General features: G+C 34.0%; 21 protein-coding genes, 3 tRNA genes and 1 pseudogene. 10 read left to right on the top strand and 15 right to left on the bottom strand.

Annotated elements, in window-relative coordinates:
• The first annotated feature begins 83 nt into the window (after nt 1-83).
• Together gyrA and CXF59_RS01880 are read left to right on the top strand one after the other, a co-directional pair.
• Nucleotides 84-2,732 (top strand): DNA gyrase subunit A, encoded by a 2,649-nt coding sequence (gene gyrA, locus CXF59_RS01875; RefSeq protein ID WP_101136013.1) that lies wholly within the window; start codon nt 84-86, stop codon nt 2,730-2,732.
• Between the two features lie 49 nt (nt 2,733-2,781).
• The gene (locus CXF59_RS01880) at nt 2,782-4,053 is read left to right on the top strand and encodes a lipopolysaccharide assembly protein LapB (RefSeq protein ID WP_101136014.1); all 1,272 of its coding nucleotides are present in this window, start codon (nt 2,782-2,784) and stop codon (nt 4,051-4,053) included.
• Between the two features lie 55 nt (nt 4,054-4,108).
• Here the strand turns inward: CXF59_RS01880 and CXF59_RS01885 are convergent, their stop codons facing one another.
• Nucleotides 4,109-4,870 (bottom strand): C40 family peptidase, encoded by a 762-nt coding sequence (locus CXF59_RS01885; protein ID WP_101136015.1) that lies wholly within the window; start codon nt 4,868-4,870, stop codon nt 4,109-4,111.
• 71 nt (nt 4,871-4,941) lie between these two features.
• Nucleotides 4,942-6,120: an acetyl-CoA C-acyltransferase gene (locus tag CXF59_RS01890; RefSeq protein ID WP_101136016.1), complete on the bottom strand. Its 1,179-nt coding sequence runs from the start codon at nt 6,118-6,120 to the stop codon at nt 4,942-4,944.
• A gap of 241 nt (nt 6,121-6,361) precedes the next feature.
• Here CXF59_RS01890 and CXF59_RS01895 point away from each other — a divergent pair.
• From CXF59_RS01895 to CXF59_RS01935, 7 genes are all read left to right on the top strand, one after another.
• A tRNA-Ser gene (locus CXF59_RS01895) sits at nt 6,362-6,445 on the top strand.
• A gap of 99 nt (nt 6,446-6,544) precedes the next feature.
• Nucleotides 6,545-6,619: transfer RNA gene (locus CXF59_RS01900), tRNA-Pro, on the top strand.
• A 24-nt stretch (nt 6,620-6,643) separates the two neighbouring features.
• Nucleotides 6,644-6,717 (top strand) — tRNA-Arg (locus CXF59_RS01905).
• A 927-nt stretch (nt 6,718-7,644) separates the two neighbouring features.
• A complete protein-coding gene (locus CXF59_RS01915) occupies nt 7,645-8,052 on the top strand; it encodes a fasciclin domain-containing protein (RefSeq protein WP_101136018.1) in 408 nt (135 codons plus the stop codon).
• A 537-nt stretch (nt 8,053-8,589) separates the two neighbouring features.
• Nucleotides 8,590-10,425 carry an ABC transporter ATP-binding protein gene (locus CXF59_RS01920; protein ID WP_101136019.1) on the top strand — a complete coding sequence of 612 codons (1,836 nt, stop codon included), beginning with the start codon at nt 8,590-8,592 and terminating at the stop codon, nt 10,423-10,425.
• A gap of 544 nt (nt 10,426-10,969) precedes the next feature.
• Nucleotides 10,970-11,587 (top strand): type I restriction endonuclease, encoded by a 618-nt coding sequence (locus tag CXF59_RS01930; RefSeq protein ID WP_232758577.1) that lies wholly within the window; start codon nt 10,970-10,972, stop codon nt 11,585-11,587.
• 175 nt (nt 11,588-11,762) lie between these two features.
• On the top strand, nt 11,763-11,957 hold the full coding sequence (locus CXF59_RS01935) for a hypothetical protein (RefSeq protein ID WP_101136020.1): 195 nt from the start codon (nt 11,763-11,765) through the stop codon (nt 11,955-11,957).
• 81 nt (nt 11,958-12,038) lie between these two features.
• Here CXF59_RS01935 and CXF59_RS01940 read toward each other — a convergent pair whose 3' ends face one another.
• The 4 genes from CXF59_RS01940 to CXF59_RS01955 form a co-directional block, all read right to left on the bottom strand.
• On the bottom strand, nt 12,039-12,950 hold the full coding sequence (locus CXF59_RS01940; protein ID WP_101136021.1) for a helix-turn-helix domain-containing protein: 912 nt from the start codon (nt 12,948-12,950) through the stop codon (nt 12,039-12,041).
• A 94-nt stretch (nt 12,951-13,044) separates the two neighbouring features.
• A complete protein-coding gene (locus CXF59_RS01945; protein ID WP_101136022.1) occupies nt 13,045-13,863 on the bottom strand; it encodes a hypothetical protein in 819 nt (272 codons plus the stop codon).
• A gap of 166 nt (nt 13,864-14,029) precedes the next feature.
• A complete protein-coding gene (locus CXF59_RS01950; RefSeq protein ID WP_198554616.1) occupies nt 14,030-14,632 on the bottom strand; it encodes a DUF4145 domain-containing protein in 603 nt (200 codons plus the stop codon).
• A gap of 168 nt (nt 14,633-14,800) precedes the next feature.
• A complete protein-coding gene (locus tag CXF59_RS01955; protein ID WP_157824499.1) occupies nt 14,801-15,505 on the bottom strand; it encodes a hypothetical protein in 705 nt (234 codons plus the stop codon).
• A gap of 151 nt (nt 15,506-15,656) precedes the next feature.
• On the opposite strand from CXF59_RS01955, the gene CXF59_RS01960 reads away from it, so the two are divergent.
• A complete protein-coding gene (locus CXF59_RS01960; protein ID WP_101136024.1) occupies nt 15,657-16,316 on the top strand; it encodes a M15 family metallopeptidase in 660 nt (219 codons plus the stop codon).
• A 1-nt stretch (nt 16,317) separates the two neighbouring features.
• Here CXF59_RS01960 and CXF59_RS01965 read toward each other — a convergent pair whose 3' ends face one another.
• The 9 genes and pseudogenes from CXF59_RS01965 to tsaD form a co-directional block, all read right to left on the bottom strand.
• A complete protein-coding gene (locus CXF59_RS01965) occupies nt 16,318-16,884 on the bottom strand; it encodes a hypothetical protein (protein ID WP_101136025.1) in 567 nt (188 codons plus the stop codon).
• 2 nt (nt 16,885-16,886) lie between these two features.
• Nucleotides 16,887-18,068: an SAM-dependent methyltransferase gene (locus CXF59_RS01970; protein WP_101136026.1), complete on the bottom strand. Its 1,182-nt coding sequence runs from the start codon at nt 18,066-18,068 to the stop codon at nt 16,887-16,889.
• 1 nt (nt 18,069) lies between these two features.
• Nucleotides 18,070-19,161: an AI-2E family transporter gene (locus CXF59_RS01975; RefSeq protein WP_101136027.1), complete on the bottom strand. Its 1,092-nt coding sequence runs from the start codon at nt 19,159-19,161 to the stop codon at nt 18,070-18,072.
• A gap of 77 nt (nt 19,162-19,238) precedes the next feature.
• Nucleotides 19,239-20,189, bottom strand: a complete 951-nt coding sequence (locus CXF59_RS01980) for a zinc metalloprotease (protein WP_101136028.1) — start codon at nt 20,187-20,189, stop codon at nt 19,239-19,241.
• A gap of 702 nt (nt 20,190-20,891) precedes the next feature.
• A complete protein-coding gene (locus CXF59_RS01985; protein WP_101136029.1) occupies nt 20,892-21,842 on the bottom strand; it encodes a zinc metalloprotease in 951 nt (316 codons plus the stop codon).
• A 495-nt stretch (nt 21,843-22,337) separates the two neighbouring features.
• Nucleotides 22,338-22,817, bottom strand: a pseudogene (locus tag CXF59_RS01990) (M43 family zinc metalloprotease); the annotation flags it as partial.
• A gap of 300 nt (nt 22,818-23,117) precedes the next feature.
• Nucleotides 23,118-23,756 carry a DUF4159 domain-containing protein gene (locus CXF59_RS01995; protein ID WP_101136030.1) on the bottom strand — a complete coding sequence of 213 codons (639 nt, stop codon included), beginning with the start codon at nt 23,754-23,756 and terminating at the stop codon, nt 23,118-23,120.
• A 105-nt stretch (nt 23,757-23,861) separates the two neighbouring features.
• A complete protein-coding gene (locus tag CXF59_RS02000; protein WP_101136031.1) occupies nt 23,862-24,569 on the bottom strand; it encodes a 16S rRNA (uracil(1498)-N(3))-methyltransferase in 708 nt (235 codons plus the stop codon).
• A 3-nt stretch (nt 24,570-24,572) separates the two neighbouring features.
• Nucleotides 24,573-25,595 (bottom strand): tRNA (adenosine(37)-N6)-threonylcarbamoyltransferase complex transferase subunit TsaD, encoded by a 1,023-nt coding sequence (gene tsaD, locus CXF59_RS02005; protein WP_101136032.1) that lies wholly within the window; start codon nt 25,593-25,595, stop codon nt 24,573-24,575.
• Between the last annotated feature and the right edge of the window lie 93 nt (nt 25,596-25,688).

A 25,688-nucleotide genomic window follows, 5' to 3' on the forward strand; every position in this document is an offset into this window, starting at 1 on the left:
AATGTTAAAATACTTTATAAAATTTCAAAAAGCCGTATATTGGCACGTTTTGAAACTAATATAATATTTTAATATAACAACTTATGTCTGAAGGAGAAAAGTTAATTCCTATTAACATAGAAGATGAAATGAAATCAGCTTACATTGATTATTCGATGTCAGTAATTGTATCAAGAGCGCTTCCAGATGTTAGAGATGGTTTGAAACCAGTACATCGAAGAGTTCTTTACGGAATGTATGATTTAGGAGTTTTTTCAAATAAAGCCCATAAAAAATCCGCTAGAATTGTCGGAGAAGTTTTAGGTAAGTATCACCCTCATGGAGATACGTCTGTTTACGATGCCATGGTTCGTATGGCTCAGGAATGGAGTATGCGTTATTTACTGGTTGACGGTCAAGGTAACTTTGGTTCGGTTGATGGCGATAGCCCCGCAGCAATGCGTTATACTGAGGCTAGAATGCGGAAGATTTCGGAAGAGATAATGGCAGATATAGAAAAAGAAACTGTTGATTTTCAATTGAATTTTGATGATACTTTATATGAGCCAAAAGTAATGCCAACGCGTGTTCCTACTTTATTAATAAATGGAGCAACAGGAATTGCTGTAGGTATGGCAACCAATATGCCACCGCACAATCTTACCGAAGTAATAGATGGTACTTTGGCTTACATGGATAATAACGATATTGAGATAGACGAATTAATAAACTATATCAAAGCGCCTGATTTTCCAACCGGAGGTATTATTTACGGTTATGAAGGAGTTCGTGAGGCATTCAAAACCGGGAGAGGTAGAGTAGTAATGCGAGCTAAAGTTGGCTTTGAAGAAGTAGACGGCAGAGAGTGTATTATTGTTTCCGAAATTCCTTACCAAGTCAATAAGGCAGATATGATTAAGCGTACCGCTGATCTGGTAAATGATAAAAAAATTGAAGGAATAGCAAATATTCGCGATGAATCGGATAGAAACGGTATGCGTATTGTTTATATTTTGAAACGTGATGCTACGCCAAATGTGGTTTTAAACACATTGTACAAGTACACCCAATTACAGTCTTCTTTCAGTGTCAATAATATTGCATTGGTAAAAGGCCGTCCACAGATGTTGAATCTTAAAGACATGATTCACTATTTTGTGGAACACCGTCATGATGTGGTGACCCGTAGAACGCAATTTGAGTTGCGTAAGGCAGAAGAAAGAGCGCATATTCTTGAAGGTATGATAATTGCATCAGATAATATTGATGAGGTTATCGCATTGATTAAGGCGTCAAAAAGTACGGAAGAAGCGAGAGGAAAATTGATTGAAAGATTTAAATTATCCGACATTCAGGCAAGAGCAATTGTTGAAATGCGTTTGCGTCAATTGACAGGACTTGAGCAAGATAAGTTAAGAACTGAGTATGAAGAAATCATGAAGGTAATTGAGCGTTTAAGAGCTTTGTTGGCAGATGTGAATTTAAGAATTGCTTTGATAAAAGAAGAACTTATTGAAATTCGTGAAAAATACGGAGATGAGCGTCGTTCATTAATTGAATATTCAGGTGGTGATGTAAGTATTGAGGATTTAATTGCTGATGAAAATGTGGTAATTACAATCTCTCATGCAGGATATATTAAACGTACAAACCTAACAGAATACAAAACACAGAATAGAGGAGGAGTTGGTCAAAAAAGCGCAGGTACTAGAGATCAAGATTTCTTAGAGCATATGTTCGTGGCGACAAACCATCAATATATGATGTTCTTTACCCAAAAAGGAAAATGTTTCTGGATGCGTGTTTATGAAATACCGGAAGGAAGTAAAACTGCCAAGGGTAGAGCGATTCAAAATCTTATCAGTATAGAAAGCGACGATAAGGTAAAAGCATTTATTTGTACACAAGATTTAAAAGACCAAGACTATATTAAGAGCCATAATTTGATTATGGTGACTAAAAAAGGTCAGGTTAAGAAAACGTCTTTAGAGAAATATTCTAAACCTAGGATAAATGGTGTTGCGGCAATTACCATCAAAGAAGGGGATGAGTTGTTAGAAGCGAAATTAACCAACGGTACAAGCCAGATCATACTTGCTGTTAAATCAGGTAAGTTAGTTCGTTTTGAAGAATCTAAAACCCGTCCAATGGGAAGAACGGCTTCTGGAGTTCGTGGAATTTCACTTAAAGATGAGTCGGATGAAGTAATTGGCATGGTTGCTGTAGATAGGGATGCTATAAACGATTCACAAGTTTTAGTGGTAACTGAAAATGGATACGGAAAACGTACCAAATTGGTTGATGAAGATGGAGAAGATGTTTACCGTATTACCAATCGTGGAGGTAAAGGAGTCAAAACGTTGAATATCACCGAAAAAACAGGTAGTCTTATATCGATAAACGCGGTTACTGATGCTGATGACTTAATGATAATCAATAAGTCAGGATTGACCATTAGAATGGCTGTTGAAGACTTAAGAGTGATGGGACGTGCTACTCAAGGCGTAAAATTAATTAACTTAAAAGGTAAAGATTCTATTGCTGCTGTTACCAAAGTTATGAAAGACGATCCTGAAGAAGTTATTGTTGATGAAGACGGTAATGTTGTTGAAGTTGAAGCAATCGAAAGAGTAAAACCGGTTTTGGAGGTGTTAGAAGATGAAGGCGCTACTGAAGACGAAGACGAAGACGATTTAGATGAGGAAGAGGAGACTGAAGATGAATCAGACGAAGACGATGCTGATGATGAATAAATAAATACAATATATAAAAACGAGAATAATTAATAATAAATAGAATTTTATGAAAAGTAAATATGTGGTGCTAGCATCAGCTTTATTGATATCAGTAGCGTCTTTTGCTCAAAAAGACGAAATTAAAGCTGCTGAAAAAGCATTAAGAAAAGGAAACTCCCAAGAGGCAGCTACTATTTTACAGGGTGCGGAATCTTTATTGTCTAACGCAGATGATGATGAAAAAGCCCAGTTTTTCTTTGTAAAGGGAAACGCTTACCTTGATTTAGCAAATAAAAAGGTAGATATAGATAAAAATTTAGCTGCAGCTGCAACTGCTTATTTAAGTTTAGTAGACGCGGAAAAAACGTCTGGGAAAAGTAAGTATACATCTGAAGCTGCTAAATCAATTATTGAAATAAAATATAAATTGATAAATAGTGCCATTGCGGACTCTAAAGTTGACAAACATTCTGATAGCGCAAAGAAGTTGTATGACGCTTACTTACTAGATAAAAAAGACACTTTAAATCTATATTATGCTGCTTCGACTTATGTTAACGCAAAAGAATATGATGTAGCGTTAAAACTTTATCAAGATTTAAAACAAATGAATTATTCCGGAAAAGGAGCTAATTATTTGGCGGTAAATAAATTAACAGGAGAGGAAGATCTTTTTGCAACAGTTGCAGAAAGAGATAGAATGGTAAAAATGGGTACTCATGAAAAGCCAAGTACAGAAGTTATTCCTTCAAAAAGAGGGGAGATATACAAAAATATGGCTTTGATCTTGGTTGATGCGGGAAAAACAGAAGAAGCTAAAAAAGCGATTGAAGAAGCTAGAGCTACAAACCCTGATGATACTTCCTTGATATTGACGCAAGCGAATTTATATTTGCAAACGAAGGATTATGAGACTTACAAAAAACTGATAAATGAAGTTTTAGAGAAAAGTCCTAACGACGCTGATTTGGTGTTTAATCTAGGGGTGCTTAGTGCTAACGCTAAAGACGTTGTTAATGCTGAAAAATATTATGCAAGAACGATGGAAATCAACCCTCAATACGTTAATGCTTATATTAATATGGCGGCATTAAAGTTAGAGGCTGAAAATGCTTTGATTGCTCAAATGAATAAATTAGGGAATTCAGACAAAGATATGAAGCGTTATGCAGTTTTGAAAATTGAAAGGCAAAACATATTTAAAAGTGTTATTCCTTATCTTGAAAAAGCAATGGAAGTAGATCCGAAAAATGCAGATGTAGCTAATACACTTTTAAACGTGTACAGCGCATTGGAGATGACTGCTCAGAAAAAAGCTTTAGAAGCGAAAATGAAATAATATATATTATTTTAAAACTAATAAAAAAACCTATCTGATTCAGATAGGTTTTTTTTTATATAATCTTTTTTATAACTCTGAGTTTGTGGGTATGTTTATTTATTTCGGCATTATAAATACCTAAATGATCTAATCTGTCAATTCGTACTTTGCCACTGGCATGGATAATATAATTGTTTTCCATGATGATGCCTACGTGAATGATGCGGCCTTCTTCATTATCAAAAAAAGCTAAATCACCGGGTTCGCTCTCTTCAATAAAACTCAAAGCTTCCCCTTGGGTAGCCTGTTGTGACGCATCTCTTAATAATTTGTAGCCATTAAGTTTGTAAACCATTTGGGTAAAACCAGAACAATCAATACCAAAAGGCGTTTTTCCACCCCAAAGATAAGGAGCGTTTAAATAGAGAAACGCAGTGTTTATAAGGTGTCTTTTGTCTTTGATACCATCGACTTTAGTTCCTTCAAAATCGAAACCATTTGTGTTTATGGTATCGTTAGTGATGAACGAAATAGTAGCCCCTAAAGGGATTGGCATTAACAAATTAGAAGGACCGGTAATGTATTCTATTAAATCAGAATTTAAAATGATTGGCTCGTCAGAAAGCTGATTGAAGTTTGCTTCAGAAATAACTTGATATTGTTTTGAATCTAACCAACCTTCGTATCCATCAAAATGCATTTTAATTCGAGACCATTGTTTCTGTTGTTCTAAAATTTCAAAATGTTCACCAAATAAAACTTGAGAAACGATTTCGCTCCTATCATTAGGTTCAAACCGAAGCGGGATTATAGCCAAATTACAAATTCCGAACATTTATGTAATATTATGAGTTAAGAGTTATGAGTCATAAGTATTAAAACTTATAACTCATAATCCAGAATTATTTATATTCTTTCTATAACAACTGCTGAAGCACCACCTCCGCCATTACATATGGCAGCGGCTCCAATTTTAGCATTGTTTTGTTCCAAAACATTTAATAATGTAATAATGATTCGGGCCCCAGAACAACCTAACGGATGCCCTAATGAAACGGCTCCACCATTTACATTTACTTTATCGTTGTCTAACCCTAAAATTTTAGAATTTGCCAGTCCTACCACTGCGAATGCCTCATTAAATTCAAAATAATCAACATCACTGAGAGAGATACCTGCTTTGTCTAAAGCTTTGGGAACTGCTTTTGATGGGCTTGTTGTGAACCATTTTGGTTCTTGTGCAGCATCAGCGTAACTTTTGATAAATGCAAGAGGTTTTAAACCTAAAGACATTGCTTTTTCTTCACTCATTAGTATCATAGCTGCTGCCCCATCATTTATTGTTGATGCATTTGCCGCAGTCACGGTTCCCTCTTTTGAAAAAACAGCGTTTAAAGTAGGGATTCTGTCCATTTTGACATTTGTGAATTCTTCATCTTTGGATACTATAATTGGATCTCCTTTTCGCTGCGGAACGGCAACGGGAACTACTTCATTATTAAATTTACCATCTTCCCAAGCTTTTGCTGAACGCTGATACGATTGAATTGCGTACTTATCTTGGTCTTCTCTAGAGAATTTATATTCAGAAGCACATAAGTCCGCACACACGCCCATAGCATTGTTGTCGTAGGCGTCAACGAGTCCATCCTTTTGCATTCCATCAACCATGGTAGCGGGACCAAATTTGGTTGCATTTCTCAAATTCATATAATGAGGAATTAAACTCATGTTTTCCATACCACCGGCAACAACGATTTCGGCATCACCACATTGGATGGCCTGTGCTGCAAGCATTACTGATTTCATGCCTGACGCGCATACTTTATTTATAGTTGTGCATGTAACAGTATTGGGTAAACCTGCAAAAAGCGCAGCTTGACGGGCAGGCGCTTGTCCTGTTCCGGCCTGAACTACATTACCCATATAAACTTCATCAATTAAATTTGGATCTAATTTAATTCTATCTAATGCTCCTTTAATTGCTATTGCACCTAATCTTGGAGCGGGTACTGTAGATAATCCCCCCATAAAACTTCCGATAGGTGTTCTAACTGCAGAAACGATAACAACTCTTTTGCTCATGATATTGATTATGTTGGTTTATCTAGCAAATTTAATCATTTTAAAACAAATTTTGATTTTGATTTGAGTATTATATTTTTTTCAAAATAAATATGGTTTTTATTTTAAGCTATATGTTTGATTGTGAACTGTTTTTATAAAAATGTGTAAAAACATTTAAAAAAAGCCCTGAAATAGTTGTGAGTAATGCAATGAAGTGTTACATTTGCAACCGCAAAAAGAACATGTTTTCTTTGAGCTTGGAGGGGTGCCAGAGTGGTAATGGAGCAGTTTGCTAAACTGTCACCGAGCAATCGGTGCCAGGGTTCGAGTCCCTGTCCCTCCGCTTAATATTTTTTGTTTCGAGATGTTACAGTTTTGACTTGATATGCTTGTTTTTTTAGGCAAATTTGACAAAGAATTTTATATTGATATTATGTTTTTTCGGGGTGTAGCGTAGCTCGGTTATCGCGCCTGCTTTGGGAGCAGGAGGCCGCAGGTTCGAATCCTGCCACCCCGACTAGATTTTTTTTACATGAGCAATGGAGGCATAGCTCAGCTGGATAGAGCACCTGCCTTCTAAGCAGGCGGTCGAAGGTTCGAATCCTTCTGCCTTCACAAAAACCCCTATAGACTTTGTGTTTATAGGGGTTTTTAAATTTAGTTGATAATCTAGTTGACAGCATCCAAAAAAAACTTTTCTTTATCCTAATTTACTTTATGTGAATCAAGCGTTTTTTATTTTGCGCATCCTTTTACTTATTTCTCAACATTTGAATTGTTATAACTACTACTGATAAAAGTAAAATATCTTCTTTAGTTAATTCTGAGAACGTACAAGAGTTTATACCTGTAAGTCTGCCAGTAAGTATTCTAAAATAAGCTAAAGTTATATTGAGCTATTGTTGTCAATAAGTCAGACTTGACAACGAAGGAAAAGCAAAACAATGGTTTATCTTATACTAGCAGTAAAAACAGTTACTCACGATATACTATTAACTCTATTTATAGAATAGTTATTTCTTTAGTAAATCAAAATCTATAAAAAGTTGTAGTTGGTTATTTTATAAAATAACCATGTATTAGGCTGTCTAAGGTGAGGAACAAGAACTGTGAAAAGATTTGAAATCAAATTCTTAAAATCATACCCATCATCATAAATAAAAGTAATTCGCTTTGGGATAATAAGGCCGCGTAATGTATATGCAACCAAGTGGGGTTAATTAAATCTAGCTAAGAATTTATTGCTGTAAGACTTGTTTGTTTTCTCTTGCTGCTTATTTAGCTCGGTAATCAAGCCTGTGTCTTTTCAGATAGTTCTAGTTTGTTTAATTTCTATGGTTTAACATTTGCAGGAATAACAATTGAAGAATTCTGGATACAGAAAAATATTTTTAAAAATGTTACACAATTAATACTACAGGTTGTACTTGTAAATCCACTAAAGGCAATTACTTATTCTCATTTTTACTTTATTAAAATCGTAACAGTAACAATTGAAAGCTTAGGTAAAAGAACAGTAACATTGAACAAAACAACTGTATTATGAATATTGTAGAAACTGCCGTAAATTACGGCTCATTTAAAACTTTAGTAGCAGCCGTAACAGCTGCCGATCTTGTTGGTACTTTAAGTTCTGAAGGTCCTTTCACTGTGTTTGCACCATTAGACGATACATTCGGTGAATTGCCTGAAGGAACTGTAGACATACTTGTAAAGCCAGAGAACAAGGAACAATTGTCCTCTATTTTGACTTACCATGTTCTTGCGGGTAAAGTTTTGTCAACTGACCTATCCGATGGTATGAAAGTCACAACGGTAAACGGACAAGAAGTAACGGTTCATTTAAAAGAAGGAAAGGTCTTTATTAATGACGCGGAAGTAGTTCTTACTGATGTATTAACCGATAATGGAGTTATACATGCCGAAAACAAGGTTATAATGGCAGCCTAATATATTGGTAAAGAATTTGAACGAAAAACTTGTTTTTTGCAGGTTTTTTTTTCCAAATATTAGCCTCTGTGCAAATTAAGTTGACCTTTGTCGACCTGTACTTAAACGAAATTCATAACGGTATAGGTACTCCAATCTTTACCATTACAAGCTAATTTTTCAGCGCGCATTCACAATTTGAAAATTGATTAGGAAATTTTTAATGAAACAGTTTGTGATAAAGGAATAAATTTTCAAAATAAACTTGAATCAATTTAATTGACTTTTAGAAATCAACTGACTATAAATTAAATCAATACTTGTTCAAATGAAAGTCACAGGTCATAAGGTTCTAGAAGTAACTTTAACGAGGTAAATGCTTTCCGTACTTACAACTAACTCTACGTCTTTGCTTAATGCAGATATCAGTCACGCCGTAATAGAAAAAGTATTGCTCAATTTTAATTTTGAACAACTAAATTTATTATTTCAAGTATTACAAATAAAAACAATTCGCTATAGCAATAAGCTTAAATTTGCCACACATCAAAGCGCTAAATGGCAAAAAATAGAAACACAAACTCAACTCAAGATATTTCTTTTAAAGAACGCCTCTCTGCGTTAAAAAATCTACCTAATTTCTTTAAGTTGGTGTGGCGAAGTAGCCCAAGTAAAACACTCATCAGTTTTTCATTAAGAATTTTGCGCTCGGCAATGCCAGTCGCGCTGCTGTATGTTGGTAAATTAATTATTGATCAAGTTGTTGCATTAAATACTAATTCGCCAGCTGGTAATTTGCAAGAATTATGGCAATTGGTTGCCTTAGAATTTGCATTAGCATTGCTAACAGATGGATTAAATAGGATGATTAACCTTACAGATAGTTTATTGGGCGATTTGTTTTCTAATTATACTTCTATACGAATTATGAAACATGCTGCAACGCTTGATTTAGATCAGTTTGAAGATTCTGTTTTTTACGATAAGTTAGAGCGCGCCAGACAACAAACAGTTGGACGTACAATTTTGCTTTCTCAGGTAATGAGTCAAGTACAGGATTTTATCTCTATGGCTTTTTTACTTACTGCATTAATTGCTTTTAATCCTTGGTTGATTCTACTTTTAGCGCTGGCTATTATTCCCTCATTTTTAGGCGAATCTTATTTCAACAGTAAGAATTACGCACTTTCAAGAAGTCAAACTCCAGAAAGAAGAGAACTGGATTACCTGCGTTATTTGGGAGCTAGTGACGAAACTGCAAAGGAAGTGAAGATCTTTGGGTTATCGGATTTTATCACTGGTCGTTTTAAAACACTTTCTGATAAATTTTATAGCGACAATAGCAAATTGGCAGTACGCCGGTCAATTTGGGGAACTTTCTTTTCTGTATTAGGCACTTTGGGCTATTATGCCGCTTACGCATTTATCATTTATGAAACTATTACAGGAAAATCGTCTGTAGGTAGTCTTACTTTTTTAGCAGGCTCATTTAGGCAGTTGAGTGGTTTGATGGAAACTATGCTTTCGCGATTTACTGTCGTTTCGCAAGGTGCCATCTATCTTAACGATTTTATCGATTTTTTTGAGATTAAACCCAATATAACCCAAAACGAAAACGCTTTAACTTTTCCAAATCCCATAAAAACAGGTTTTGTGTTCGAGAATGTAGGCTTCCAATATCGCAATACCGATAGATGGGCAAATAGAAATTTGAGCTTTACCTTTAACCCGGGAGAAAAACTGGCTTTGGTAGGCGAAAACGGAGCAGGAAAAACAACATTGGTAAAATTGTTAGCCAGATTATACGATCCAACTGAAGGAAGAATTTTATTGGATGGCAAAGATTTAAAAGAATATGAATTAGAAGGCCTAAGATATAATCTCGGAATCATTTTTCAGGATTATATCCGCTACCAAATGACATTTTACCAAAACATTGCGGTTGGGAATATCAAAGAGTTAGACAATGAGGCTCTTGTTAAAAGAGCAGCAACGGAAAGTTTAGCTGATAAATTAGCTCTAAAATTTTCAGAAGGGTACCAACAATGGCTGGGTAGAAGATTTAATGATGGAGTTGAGCTTTCTGGCGGAGAATGGCAAAAAGTTGCTTTAGCCAGAGCATATATGAAAGATGCGCAAGTTTTAATTTTGGATGAGCCAACAGCTGCGTTAGATGCAAGAGCAGAATATGAAGTTTTCCAACGTTTTGCAGAACTTACTAAAGGAAAATCTGCAGTTTTGATTTCACATCGTTTTTCTACCGCCCGTCTCGCAGATCGAATTTTAGTATTAGAAAATGGAACGCTTTTAGAATCTGGTACGCACCAAGAGTTATTAAAAGCCGATGGTAGATATGCCGAACTTTTTAATCTACAAGCAAGAGGTTATCAATAATAAAATGATTATTTTTTTAAAAAATCTTTCTTTGATAAAGCTTATCAATAAACATAAATTGGTGGAGAAAAACAGGAAACAGAATATTTCTTATTATTCTTGTACTGTCTCTCGATCTTTTTTGCCTCTGGTTATTAAACGATTACCAGTTTTACTATCTTGTATTGCATTTTGAAGTATAACAACTATTTTTGATTGGTAATTTTTTATCGCGAAGTGTGAGGTAATCTCTCATGAATTCTGAAACTAATGAGTTTTACTTTATACTGTCTTTTGCGTTTTCTTCAATTGGATTCCAAATGATTTCAAAAATCCTGTTTTGGTCTTTTGGAGGTAAGTCCATTAAAATAAAATTACGAATCAAATTGGATTGCGATACATCTAAGCCTGTTGAATGCAAGCTTTCAGAAATACGCTGTGGGTCGTCTTTTTCTTATTACAAGGAGATTTCTATAAATAGTAAACGATTTAAACTTCATGAGTATCAAATCAAAATTATTTTCGTTAATACAGCTTCTAAAATAGTTGTAGTTCTAAATCATATTTGAAAATTGGACATCAATCTGAAGCAGTACTAGAAAACAACTTAATCAAGCAATTGCGGGATTTAAGCTATGCGTCCGTTAAAATACAAGATTGCGAGGCTTTGGTCGCTAACCTACAAAGCCAATTTTCCCTTTTCAACGAAACCACTATTACTGCCAAAGAGTTTGATGCGATACTCAATCATTTAGCCAAAGGCAATGTGTTCGAAAAAGACAAGACGCTGCGAGACCGTTTTCAATTAACTAAGGAGGATGGCACTTCGTTTTATGTTTGCTTTTTCAATACAGAAGACAACAGTAAAAACCTACTTCAAGTTACTAATCAAATCAGTCTGGAAGGAAGCTACAAGAATCGTTATGACGTGACACTTTTGGTCAATGGATTACCTTTGGTACAAATAGAACTCAAACGTTCGGACATCGAAATCAAAGAAGCCTTCAACCAAATCAATAGCTGCCAGAACCATTCTTTCAGGAGCAATCACGGCCTGTTTCAATACGTACAATTGTATGTGATCATCAATGGCGTAAATACTAAATATTTGGCCAACAATAAACTGCAATCGGTAAAACAAACCTTCTTTTGGGCAGATGCTAATAATAAAAACACCACTTAGTTAACCGAGTTTGCCGCTGCATTTTTGAACCCAGTACAGTTTGAAGAAACGACACTAAAAAAACTTAAGACCTTGCAGCTGCTCGATGTTGCTATAAAAAAGCAAGAAGACACCCGCAAGTACTATAACGAACTAAAAATTGCCATAGCAAACGAACCTTTAAAAACATTTTATCATGACAAGCAAAACACATATTTTTAAAGAAAAATTGTTGTTTTCTACCAAGCAGGGAAACGCGTGGAGACTTCGCAGAGCAACAGAAACCGGCTTTCTAAGAAGGGAAACCTTAAATGCTATAATTTGTATGATTGATTATGATAAAACAGTTTTAAGGCAACAATTAGATAAAATGAAAAACACCCACAATTAGGGTGTTTTTTTTGCTCAAAAAAAACCGCCCTAGCGGGCGGAGGAATACTTGAATTTTTCTTTTTGTTGAAAACTAGCGTTTTTATAATCCTAAATATAATTCTTTTAAATCAACAACTATAGAGTCTTCTCCATCTGGATAAAGCACTTTAAATTCTACTTCAATGTTTTTCAAAATATCCTCTAAGTCAGCTTCTTTTATTTCAAACCTAAATCTTATTAAATCAATCTTTTCATTAGGATAAATATGTGTAGTACCAAAATTTGATACTTTAAGCCTTTTGTCATTGATCTGCGTATAGCCGTAAGTTTTAGTGTCAGGTCTTTGGTCCCAATTGAAGTTTATTTTTTTTAAGTTGATATTGGAGAAAGATACATTTATTTTATAATTAGCAACTTCTAATTCTCCCACGTTGATAACTCCAGAGATACAGTTAAAGACATATACATCAAATCCTTTTTTTTCAAGAAATGAAATATTGTAGCCAGACAACATTAATTTTGATTTTATTTTTCGCCCATATAAGTTTCTAACCTCATATTCTTCCATTGCAACAGATTCAAAATTATACCGTTTATAAAATTTTTTATCCTTGCATATATGTGGCGCTTCATAACTTTCAGGTATTTGAACAACATAAATAGTTTCATTTATATTTCCATTATTTCTAATAGGAAATATTTTCAAATCGGCAATGTTTCTTTGAATAGTGGAACTAATAACCTGCTCTAACCATTCTTTTGTGAATTCATTTCCATTAATAAATGAAAAGCTATGTGCCTTATGATTTTCTTCATTCAAACCATATATTATTATGCCTCCGCCGGAATTAGCAAAAGCGGAAACATCTTTTGATAGTTCCGCTTTTTTTTTGTCTATTTTTGATAATGCTGCTCCAGCTTTAAAATCAATATTAATTGATTCTTCAACTTCATTAGTTATTAATGATTGGATAAAATCCATATCATAATCTTCTCTTTTATGTATTTCCATTTAAATAATTTTAGTTAGTTGATTTTAAGTGATAAAAAAACCTCCCTAGCGGGCGGAGGAGTACTTAATTTTTTCTTTTTGTTTAAAACTAGCGTTAATATATTTTTTTTCTTTTTTTCGAACTTTTATAATATTCTAAAAACAATATTCCTAATTTGGTTTTCTTATCAAACCCACTTACACTGATTAACACACCTATTTTATCTAATTCTGCTTTTAAACCAACAAAGTTTTTATATTCGTTTACGTTTATGTTCTCAGAATGTTCAATATATGTGATAAGTTCATTTACCATCTCTTCACTTAAACCATTAATTATTTCATCAAAATGTCCAATTACTTTATTTGCAAGTATTGATTTATTTTGTAATAATTTAAAGTCATCATTTGCTTGTATACTTAGCTCTGATAAATCTGAAAGTTCTTTGTTGTGATATTTTTCGCTTTGCTCTGCTCTAGAAACTAAAGATATATTATGATTTTCTATTTTTGAGTTTGCATCTCTTAAACGATCTATATTACTGTTTAATTCATTAATTTTAGAGTCTAGTATTTTCTTTTCTAAATGTGTAAATATGGTTTTTTTGTCAAGTAAATTTATTATAAATGGCTCCACAATTTTGTAATAACCATCTGTTAATAATCTTGAAAGAGCAAGTAAAATAAAAGTGATAAAAATTGCTGCAAAAGCAATCAAAATTATTGTGAAAAATTCAGTGAAAAATTCTTTTTTTGAAAAGTAATTTTGAATAAAATTAATTTTTTCCTGCATTGTACAGTCTTTATCGAAATTGAATAAAGCATAAACTATTCGCCAATTATGAAAAATCCATACACTAAGGATTGTTCCCATTAATGGGTTTCTAATTTTGCTTTTATAATTATTAAGAAAAGAGGTTACTGCTTCAAACATATTTTAAAATTTATTTTTTAAACTTACAAACTTTCTAAAAAAACCGCCCTAGGGGGCGGTGGAGTACTTAAATCTTTCTTTTTGTTAAAAACTAGCGTTTTTCTAATGCGAAACGGTAATTTTACTAAAGCGTTGTGTATTGTGTAACTGGTGTTATGGGCTGGGCTTATTTTTTAGAATCTCGGTTTTTTATACCTTCCAGTTTATTTTTGGGCAAAGAATTAAAAATATTATCTATTTCATTAGGCTGTGTAATCATTACATCTACTATAAAGTTGATTAGATGAAATAATTTGGTTGCCGTTTCAATATCATCTTTTAAGTCAATTTGTCCGGGATGAACAGCGTCATTTCCAATAACTCTAACAATATCTAAAGATTGCTGAATACGTGTAGGTAGTCCTTTTGTTACTAAACTTCCAATATCTCTATTTATATCTTTTCCACTTTCTCCGAGAAATCCGCAAAGTTTTTGAATACATAAGCGAAGTAATGCAGCTGCGCCTCTTGGAGACTGATTTAATATTATTCTGGCTTCATTGAAATCAACTTTCATTTCATCCGGTAAATCACCGCTAGGTAGTGGAGCAGTACTGATATGTGGGTAAATTAATTTTTCGTCTTTCCAAAAGCTATAATCACGACAATGTGAGCAACGAGATAAACTTGATGAGTTAACTTGGGTTATTCCCCCACCAATTTTAAAATATTTTACTCCAAGATTGATCTGCATATGCGTTGCAAATGGGGCAATTAAATGCTGATTCATTAAATATCGGTGATTTGTATGGTGTCATTTTACAAAGTGTTTTAAAGCTTGATTATAACTACTAGATATCATTAATTTTATATACGTTTTTGTGATTAAAACTAATAATAGGTAGTACTCTGCTGACAAATGTAATATTTTAATTCAATAATTATTTTAAAAAAACAGCTATACCACACTTGGATCCATTCCTGTAAACTGACTGTGTGTATTGACTTGACTCACAAAATTGCTGCGATAAATCAAATACTTAAAGGCGTCGCTGTAGTTGGTAGAATAGATAGGTCGTAAAAGAATGGGCAAACTTTCAGAGGATTTATCTTTATGTAAGGATTTTGAGCCTTTGGCATCTGTTTTAATCTTGATTTTAGTGAGTTCTAAGGAGTTTTTAAGGCATTTACACTGGAACTTATCAATCTTTAATTTCATTAGTCCAGGAGTCGTCTCTCCCATCATAGCTTTGGCAAAAGCAAACGCTTCTTCTTGGTAAATAGTAGCTTGATTTAAGGACATTAAATTTACCGTCCAGCCGGTAGAAACTCCATTTTCAAAGGCAATAGCATTCTTCAAAGCATTGGCCCAATCTCGTTTGGTTTTACTATTCTGGTTCCCGGAGCGGTCATAGTACCTATCCAGCACCTTATTTTTATGATGCGTGTAAAAATCCCGAAACTTTTTTCCCAGTTGGATTTCATTCTCAGGGGCCAAGGTGTGGAATTCTTTAAGGTAATATAAGTAGTTTCCTCTTGGCTGCGCCGTTACGACACTACACATATCACTAAAATCCACACCCGCTTCCAGCTTCGCATTGTGGTCGATGTACCGCAATGCCATACTGCTTTCCTCTATTTCTTTATGATACCGGAAATTCAAAAAAGTTTTTCTGGTTACATCAAGATACAAAGCAATTTTATCAGAGGAATAATGGCAAGCTGCTGCCTTTACTTCAACGGCACTTGCAATAGTGTCGTTTTTTTATTTAAAATAGTTTCAAATGTTTTATTTTTATAAAAAATAAAGGATCATGGCTTTTCTAAATAAACTACTATTCTCACTTACTTTATTAGTTGGCATCACTGCTGTTAACGCACAGGTGCAACCCGCTGTAAAGAAACAAGCAAACGCTATTGCATTGAATGATACTGCCTTTGTCAATTTGAAGGAGTACAGCAACGATTTCGTATATGATATGAAATACGCCACCGAAGATAATTTTTTGAAGGCTAAGGTATACGATTGTGCGGAGTGCTATTTGCGCCTGAAAACAGTTGCTGCCTTAGTGGAAGCCAATAAGGAATTTATCAAAAAAGGCTATCGTATTAAACTTTTTGATTGTTATCGCCCTTTAGACATTCAAAAAAGAATGTGGGAAATCGTTTCGAACCCTAAGTATGTTGCTGACCCAGCTAAAGGTTCCATACACAATAGAGGAGGAGCGGTAGACATCACTTTAGTTGATGCTAACAACAGGGAATTAGATATGGGAACACCATTTGATTTTTTTGGGGAAGAGGCCAGCCATGGTTATGATAAATTATCAGATGAAGTACTAAACAACCGGATCGTATTAAAAAGTATAATGACCGCCACGCATTTTGACTCCTTTGATTCAGAATGGTGGCATTATAATCTAAAAACTGGCCTAAAAGATAAAGTATCTAATGTGAAATGGGATTGCGAGTAACTTATTCGATACAGCCTAAATTATTGATGAAATAATTTTCGGGTTTGTAGACCTCATTATTTAATTCGGATTGAAATTCTTTTTTAATTACATAATCTTCATTTTCTGTTAAATACTTGATTCTCATCATAGAAACTGGAGAGCTCTTTAGCTCTTCAATACTCCCTTTCAAAAACATAAAAGATCCTGTCATCACTCTGTTATCAAAACCGTTGTCATCCCTAATCATGGTACCACAGTTTTCTTGATCAATATGTATTAAGGTTACTATTGTCCCATTAAGCAGTTGTAAAAATAATTTGGAATCTTTATCAAAACAATTTGCCTTCAAAAATCCTTTACTTTTTTGGATAAGTTGGATGTTTAAGGTAGGCAGACCATCTGTTAACGCTAATGAATAGAAAATATAACTTGAATTTCCTGCAAAGTTTTTCTCTGAAATCATGTATTCCCTCGTGGATTTGTACGTTCCTATAGAATCACTAATGTTCTCGCTATAGTCACAAGGTGTTTGAGCAAAAAGAGTGCTCGCCGTAGATAAGAATAGTATTATAATTAACTGCTTCATTTTTATTGGATTTTGTTGCAAATTAAAACAATTTTATTGTTATTCTCATCAGTAGTGAAAAAACAATAACGAGTTCCCCCGTCTTTTATTTTCCATTTTTTACGGATATTTTCAACGGTATCCGGAAAATTTCTTGTCGTGACATTTGCTTTTTTATCCTGTAAAAATTTTTTCATTTCAAGTTTACTGTATGAAATGCAGTTTTCAATCTCAAAAATTCTTCCGGGGAATGAAATTAAATTTGTTGAGGTATATAAATGAGAATGTTTTTGCAGCTTGTTTAAGGTAAAGAAATTACCTACTTCATAAAATCCTCCTGATTTCATTATGGCACTGTTGGGCTCATATAGATACTTTTGAGGCTTGCTATAGTTTGATGTCTGAGGGTCATTGTTCCATATAAAAGCAAAAGTTTCCGTTTTGTCTTTTAATATGTTGATTGTTTTAATTTCTATTTTCCCTCCGTAGTCTTTATGTAGTTCCCATAGCAGTTCTTTTACATCGTTTTCCAAAGCCACGATATGAATGGTTTTTACATTTTGCAACTCTAATACGCCTGCTGAAATATCAAGTAAAGGAGCCGTTTTTATTAAAATAGCTTCAGAATTTTTAAAATAGTTGTCAAGGTTATCAGGAACGTTCGGCAAACAATCTTTGAGCATAAATACTTTGCCTTTGGCATCATTACGTCTAGAAGGATCGATATAGATCCAATCCCATTTTTGGTTTAAGGACTGTAAAGTATTTAAGCTGTCCCCAGAGTGGCAAGTTATGTTAGTTACATATAACTGCATGTAATTGTGTGCTACAATTTCAGATAATTCTGGATTAATTTCGCAATGGGCAACCGAATTAACACTTTTTGAAAAATAATAGTCATCTACACCAAACCCTCCGGTCAGATCAATTAAAGCAGCACCGGAAACAATAGTGGATTTGTATAGCGCCGTTTTTTCGGATGAAGTTTGTTCGATAGAAATTTTAACTGGATAAATGATTTTTTTGGCACTGAACCAATTGGGTAGTTTATCTTTTGCTTTTGTTTTCGCTTCAATTTGATTCAAAATAGCAATCCATTCTACTTCTAGAAACGGATTTTTTTGCAATGCCAATTTGGCAATACTGACTCCAATATTACGATCTATAAATTCCTGAATTTCAGAATTTAGTATGTTTAAATCCAAATTAAATGTTTTTAGTTAATAGCAGGATTATTTTATTCTCCGGGAAAAATTCTTTACCTATCACCTTAAGTATTGTATAGAGAGGAACGGCAGCTATCATTCCTAAAATACCAAAAAGGAAGCCGGCGATAAGGATTATAAGAAATATTTCTAGTGGATGAGAACTAACACTTTTAGAAAAAATAATAGGTTGGGATAGGTTATTATCAATAATTTGAACAATCCAAAAACCAATCAAAACATATATTGTTGTAGGTAAAATTTCTGTTTGAAAATCACTTCCTAAATTACTAAGCATCGTTAAAACTGCTGCTAAAACAGAGGCAATTAGCGGGCCAATGTAGGGGATGATATTTAAAACAGCACATAAGAAACCGATGATAAACGCATTGGGTACACCAAAAATTAGTAGCACGGTAAGATATAAAATAAATACAATAAATAATTGCAGTAATAAGCCAAGGAAATAACGTGATAATAATGAATTAATTTTTTCTAATGAATTCAGAGCTTGGTCTTCGCGGCCGTCAGGAATTAATTTTTTTGCTCCTGCAATAAATGATTTCCGTTCTTTCAGAAAGAAAAAGGTTATAAACAAGACAGATGCTAATCCCATGCCGAAACTACTGATGGTGGCCAGGATTGTGTTTAAAAAATTAGGGATAATATTAAAATTTATTTTAGAGCTGATATCTGAGGCTTTCAGTATTTTTGATGAATCAATATGATGATTCTCTAAAAACACGGATATTTGGTTTACTAATTGGAGGGTCTGTTTTTCAATAGTACCAGTATTTAAAAGAGATAAATTTTGACCTTGAGATAAAATTAAAGGAATAAACATCATGATAAAGCCAGCAATGACAACCGCGAAAATGAATAGCGTGGCGATAGTTGCAAAAACATGATTAAATTTTAATCTTCTTCTGAAGAAATCTAAAACTGGGTTTCCAATTAGCGTAAGGATTAAGGCAACAATCAGATATATTAATATGGATTGGATTTGGTAGAGAAAATATAGAAGTAGAGCAGTTAAGACGATAACGGTAATTGCCCTTAAAATTCCGTTAGCTATAGTTTTTGACGTAATCATTTAACTTTTTTAGAATATAAAGATAAAAAAACTCGCTAACAAGTAGCGAGTTTTAGTATTCTTATTTTTATTAAAAATTATATTCCGAAAGCAGCTCTTGCGCCACCAGAAAGAAATATAGCATCCATTCTTGATTTTTGTCCATTTGTAAACATATACATACCTGGATCGTCAGTATAATCCATGTAGTTCATCGTCATTTCTACTGGATTTCCGGCACAAGTACTGTAATGAGGATAAGCAGGAATACCATAGTTTGCAGTATTGTGAGTAGGAGTATCAGAAACGAAATCGTTTCCACAGGTTGCATCTCCCCATATGTGACGCAAGTTCATCCAATGTCCCACTTCATGAGTAGCAGTTCTTCCTAAATTGTAGGGTGCATTAGTAGATCCTGAAAGTCCGAAATACTTCGAATCGACTGCAATACCATCAGTACCGCTATTTCCTCCAGGAAATTGCGCGTATCCAAGGATGCCTCCTCCAATTGTACAAACCCACATATTCAATTTAGTGTCTGGAGAAGTTGCATCAATACCTCCTCTTTTTCCATTTTTCATTACATCTCTTGTTCCCCAAGATCTCTTTTTAGTTGACTTTCTATTAATCGTTTCTAAAACGAAGCTAATTCCAACATTTGATTTATCTCCATCGAATAATGCGGGGACTGAATTGTATTCAGAATTCGCTCCATTGAAATCATCATTTAGGATATCGATTTGAGACTGAATCTGTGCAGTTGAAATGTTTTCATCAGCAGTGTTGTACAAAACGTTTACTACAACAGGAATTTCAACTTTGCCGTTCACTATACGACCTGTTAACATTGCGTTTTGTGTAAAAGCTTCAATTTGGTTCATTCGAACTGCTAATGTAGGGTCAGCTGCTAATTGAGCAGCTAGTACTTCCTGAGTTGCACAACCACGTTTGGTAATTGCATTTGTTGTTAATTCAGCAGATTCTGTTTGGTCATTTTGACACGAAAAGAGCATCATAAATGCGGCGGCGGATAAAATAATTTTCTTCATAATAAAGTTGTTATAAATAATTGGTTTTGGTTAATACTGTCACAATTTTATAACAATTTATTTAAAAATAAAAATTTTCATCAATAAAAATATAATTTTTTGCTCAAATAATTTTTTTTTAGAGTCTATTTTTTAATAGTATTTTTCTATAGTTAAATCGGTTTTTTAAAAGCTTATTTTTTTAATTTATGAACGTTTTTGTAGTCTTTTTAAGCATATTAATTGGTTTGCTTCGCGTCTTTAAAAGTTTGTAAATCAAGTTTTTGTAGTTTTTTGTTAAACAATTTTTGTTTTAGTTGTTGTTGTATATTTTATTTTTGAGATACGTTAACATTTTCTTGTTTTAAAGATGCCTGAGTCGACCTTATTCCACCTTAATTAATCATAATAAAATTTTTAATGGTTTTATTTAAATAAATATGTTTGGTGGGCTGGTTTCTTGTAGCTTGCTTTTGAATTAATAGGGTTTGATAGTGTTGGAAAAATTGATAAAAGACATTTTCCGTGGTATTCATTACGTACCAATTGAATAATAAATAGAGAGGTCTATTTTCAGTAAAGAAGATTTGGTAATAGGGACTTTTGTAACCGGGATATGAGGTACTATACTCAGCCTGTTTAGCTGTATTTATAATTTTTTTGATGTTAACAAAAAAAACCCGCTAACAAGTAGCGGGTTTACTATTCTAATTTTATGATAATTTAGATTCCAAAAGCTGCTCTTGCACCACCAGAAACAAATATAGCATCCATTCTTGCTTTTTGTCCGTCAGTAAACATATACATACCTCTATCGTCTGTGTAGTCCATATAGTTCATTGTCATCTCTACTGGAGTACCAGCACAAGTGCTATAATGCGGGTAAGCTGGAACACCGTAATTAGCAGTGTTGTGTGAAGGTGTATCAGAAACTAAATCACTTCCGCAAGTAGCATCTCCCCAAATATGACGTAAGTTCATCCAGTGTCCCACTTCATGAGAGGCAGTTCTACCTAAGTTATAAGGATAACTTGCTGCGCTCGAAAGTCCAAAATAGTTGGAGTCGATTACAACACCGTCAGTTGCTAAAGAGCCACCAGGAAATTGAGCATAACCTAAAATCCCACCACCAATGGTACATGCCCATATATTAAGTGTAGTAGTTGGCGAAGTAGGATCTAATCCTCCACGTTTAGTTTGTTTCATCACATCTCTAGTCCCCCAAGAAGTCTTAGTTGTAGCTTTTCTATTAATTCCTTCCAAAATGAAAGTGATACCAACGTTAGTAGCAACTCCAGAAAATAAAGTAGGTACCGAGGTAAAATCAGAGTTTGCTGCATTAAAATCTTCATTCAACACGTCAATTTGAGATTGAATTTGCGCATCAGAGATGTTCTCAGCTGCAGTTCTGTACAATACGTTTACAACAACAGGAATTTCAATTTTTCCGTTTACTAAACGACCTGTTAACATTGCTTTTTGAGTAAAAGCTTCAATTTGATTCATCCTTACCGCTAAAGTTGGGTCAGCCGCTAATTGGGCAGTAAGTACTTCTTGAGATGCACAACCACGGCGAGCAATTGCGTTAGTTGTTGGGTTAATCGATTCTGTCTGATCATTTTGACAGGAAAAAAGCATCATAAATGCCATTGCGGATAAAATAATTTTTTTCATAATAACTGTAGGTTTTGTTAAGTAAAAATGGTTTACGTTAATTATGTAGCAATTTTATGACAAAATAGTTAAATAAAAAAATATATGTTAAAAATAAATTAATAAAAAATCAAGATCCCTTATTTGGTGCGGTTTATCGTATGTTAATTAAATTATAATTTTGATGTTTTAATAAGTATATTCTGATATATTAATATTTTAAGGACGATTAATTGTAGTTCATCGATAGAATCGTTCAGTTTAACGGTAAAAATAAAATTGGATTATAGTAGACCGAAACTTGTATTTCGATTGGTTTGTTACCAAACATCGAGGAATTTGTATTGTGACAAATTGACTAGGTTGTAATCGTTCGGCGGGAAGGTAATTTGCAGGCGCATTTGTCTAATGCAAAATATATAATTAATAATGCATTTGCTTTTTGATGCTACGGATACAACACAAAAAGACTCGCTAACAAGTAGCGAGTTTTTCTAATATATTTGATGAAGAAAATTATATTCCGAATGATGCTCTCGCTCCACCAGAAACAAAAATTGCTGCAACTCTAGATTTTTGTCCTGCAGAAAACATATACATTCCGCGGCCGTCAGTATAATTCATATAGTTCATTGTCATTTCTACTGGAGTACCAGTACAAGTACTATAGTGAGGATACGCTTGAACACCATAATTAGCGTCATTGTGTGTAGGTGTATCAAAAACTAAATCGTTTCCACAAGTAGCATCTCCCCAAATATGACGCAAGTTCATGCAATGTCCTACTTCATGAGTAGCTGTTCTTCCTAAGTTATATGGGTAGCTTGCAGAACCAGATAAGCCAAAATAATCCGAATCAATAGCAACTCCATCAGTACTTGATGCTCCGCCTGGGAATTGTGCATATCCTAAAATACCATCACCTATTTTACATACCCACATGTTCAATTTTGTTGTTGGAGAAGTAGGAGCTAAACCTCCTGAACTTGTTTTTTTATATAGAGGTAAGAACCGCCGTTCAGAGGTTGAAAAACTTAAGATATTATTTTTCAATGTAATTATTTCCCCTTCATTTTTCAATACTTAAAAATAGAAATATGTAGTGTTAATATAGATATTATTTAGGAAACGCTGTGGTAGATTTTAATACCGTGTGCTTATTTTTTGATCTTTAAGTAATTTTTATAAAAAGGAAAGGTTTTTATTGACGAGAAAAATAGGATAACAGTCAATTGCGCAAAAGCAATAGTTGCTTATGAAATTGAATTATTGGTTCTTAAAGACCTGACAATTTTATTAATTGTTAAATATGTAACTTATTATGTTTGCTCCCATTTTTAATGCTTTTTCTCGGACAACTACCGAATCGTTATGTACCTCCGGATCTTCCCAACCATCGCCTAGATCACATTCGAAAGTATAAAGCAGTACAAGCCTGTTCTCGATGAAAATACCGTAGGCCTGCGGGCGTTTACCTTCGTGTTCATGGATTTTGGGTAATCCACTGGAAAAGAGATATGGTTTTTGAAATATAATGTGATTAGCGGGTATTTCAACAAGTGAGTTATTGGGAAATATTTTTTTTATTTCTTTTCTAATATATTGATCCATTCCATAATTATCATCAATATGAAGAAAACCTCCAGAAATCATATAATTATTTAGATTATTGACTTCAGCATCACTAAAAGCTACATTTCCATGTCCCGTCATGTGGATGAAGGGATAAGAAAATAAATCAGGGCTACCTGGCGCTACGGTTGCGGGTTTTATATTTATTGTAGTGTTAATATTCGCATTGCAGTATTTAATTAGATTGGGTAACGAAGTGGGATTGGCATACCAATCACCACCACCACTATATTTCACTAAAGCAATTTCCTGAGAAAATGATGAGGCTGAGATTAATAGTAAAACAAAAAATATTTTTTTCATATGGTAATACGTATTGTTTTTATAGCTCCTATTTAATTTGTGTTTTCCCCTAATGTTTGAAGAGGAACCCAGTTATACCAGTTCCGTAATTCTTTATGAAGAGTGCTAATCCTCATTGATAAATGCAACACTATGACAGGCTACTATTGCTGCGGTCTCCGTTCTTAATCTGGTATTACCTAAAGATACGGGAATGTAGGTGTTGTCAATTGCCATCGCGATTTCTTTTTCGGAAAAATCACCTTCAGGACCTATCAGCAAAGTGATATTTTCATTGGGTTGCAAAACTGATTTTAATGTCTTTTTATCCGTTTCCTCACAGTGCGCTATTAATTGCAGACCGTCATTTTTACGCTTTAAAAAATCTTTTAAAGAAATAGCCTCATTTAATTTAGGAAGATATAATTCGTTAGACTGTTTCATGGCAGACAAAATGATTTTGTCAAAGCGCTCGTTATTGATGACTTTTCGTTCAGAGCGGTCACATATAATGGGTGTAATTTCATGGATTCCTATTTCGGTTGCTTTCTCAAGAAACCATTCATAGCGGTCATTCATTTTTGTGGGAGCAACGGCCAGGTGCAAATGGTATTTTGATTTTGGCTTTTTTTCGAAAGAAATAATTTTCACGGTGCATTTGCTGTCAGAAGCCAAAGTAATTTCAGTTTCGAACAGATAACCTCCGCCGTTAGTCACATATAGGATATCGGTATCTTTTTTACGTAAGACTTTTATAATGTGTTTGCTTTCTACTTTGTCGAAAGAAAAGGTTTCGGTCGTTTCGTCTATATTTGGGGTATAAAATAATTGCATAATTTAGAATTGTATTCGTGCTTTAGAAACTACGGCAGCAGTTTCAAATTGTTTTGATAAAAATTTTTGATAACCCACAATTCCAATCATTGCGGCATTATCGGTAGTATATTCAAATTTTGGAACAAATGTTTTCCAACCGTATTTTTGTTCTGCTTCTTTGATGGCTTTTCTAATTCCAGAATTAGCAGATACACCACCGCCTATGGCGACTTGATTAATTCCGGTTTCTTTTAAGGCTAATTTTAATTTGTCCATTAAGATTTCAACAATTGTATATTGTATTGAGGCACAAATATCATTGATGTTTTCTTCTATAAAATTGGGATTCTCTAACTTTTTCTTTTGTACAAAATATAATATGGCTGTTTTTAACCCCGAAAAACTAAAGTTCAAACCCGGAACTTTAGGTTTGGTGAATGCAAATGCCTTTGGATTTCCCAATTGGGCATGCTTGTCGACTAGAGGGCCACCCGGATAGGGAAGACCAAGTATTTTTGCACTCTTATCAAATGCTTCGCCTACAGCATCGTCCGTGGTTTCTCCGATAATAGTCATATCAAAAAAGTCTTTTACTTTTACAATCTGAGTATGTCCGCCACTTATGGTCAAAGCCAGAAAAGGAAAACTAGGTTTTTCAAATCCTTCTTCATTTATAAAATGAGCTAAAATATGGGCGTGCATATGATTTACTGAAACAAGAGGGATAGCTAAGGCTAAAGCCATTGATTTTGCAAAAGAACTGCCCACAAGAAGCGATCCCATTAATCCGGGACCTTGAGTAAATGCTATTGCTGACAATTGTTCTTTACTAATGTTTGCTTTGCGAAGCGCAGCATCTATAACAGGAACAATATTTTGCTGATGTGCACGGGAAGCTAATTCTGGAACAACGCCGCCATATTGAGAGTGAATGAGTTGATTTGCCACAACATTTGACAGTACTTTGTCGTTCTGTAGAACGGCCGCTGCCGTGTCATCACATGAGCTTTCGATAGCAAGAATAAAAACCTCGGAATTTTGCATAAAAAGGCACAAATTTTGAATTATATTTAAAAACCGATTTTATTTTTTATAATTTTACGGCGCAGCCAAAATTAAAGAATTTTTATTAAAGGT

Source organism: Flavobacterium sp. ALD4, from assembly GCF_002836475.1.
Classification (GTDB): domain Bacteria; phylum Bacteroidota; class Bacteroidia; order Flavobacteriales; family Flavobacteriaceae; genus Flavobacterium.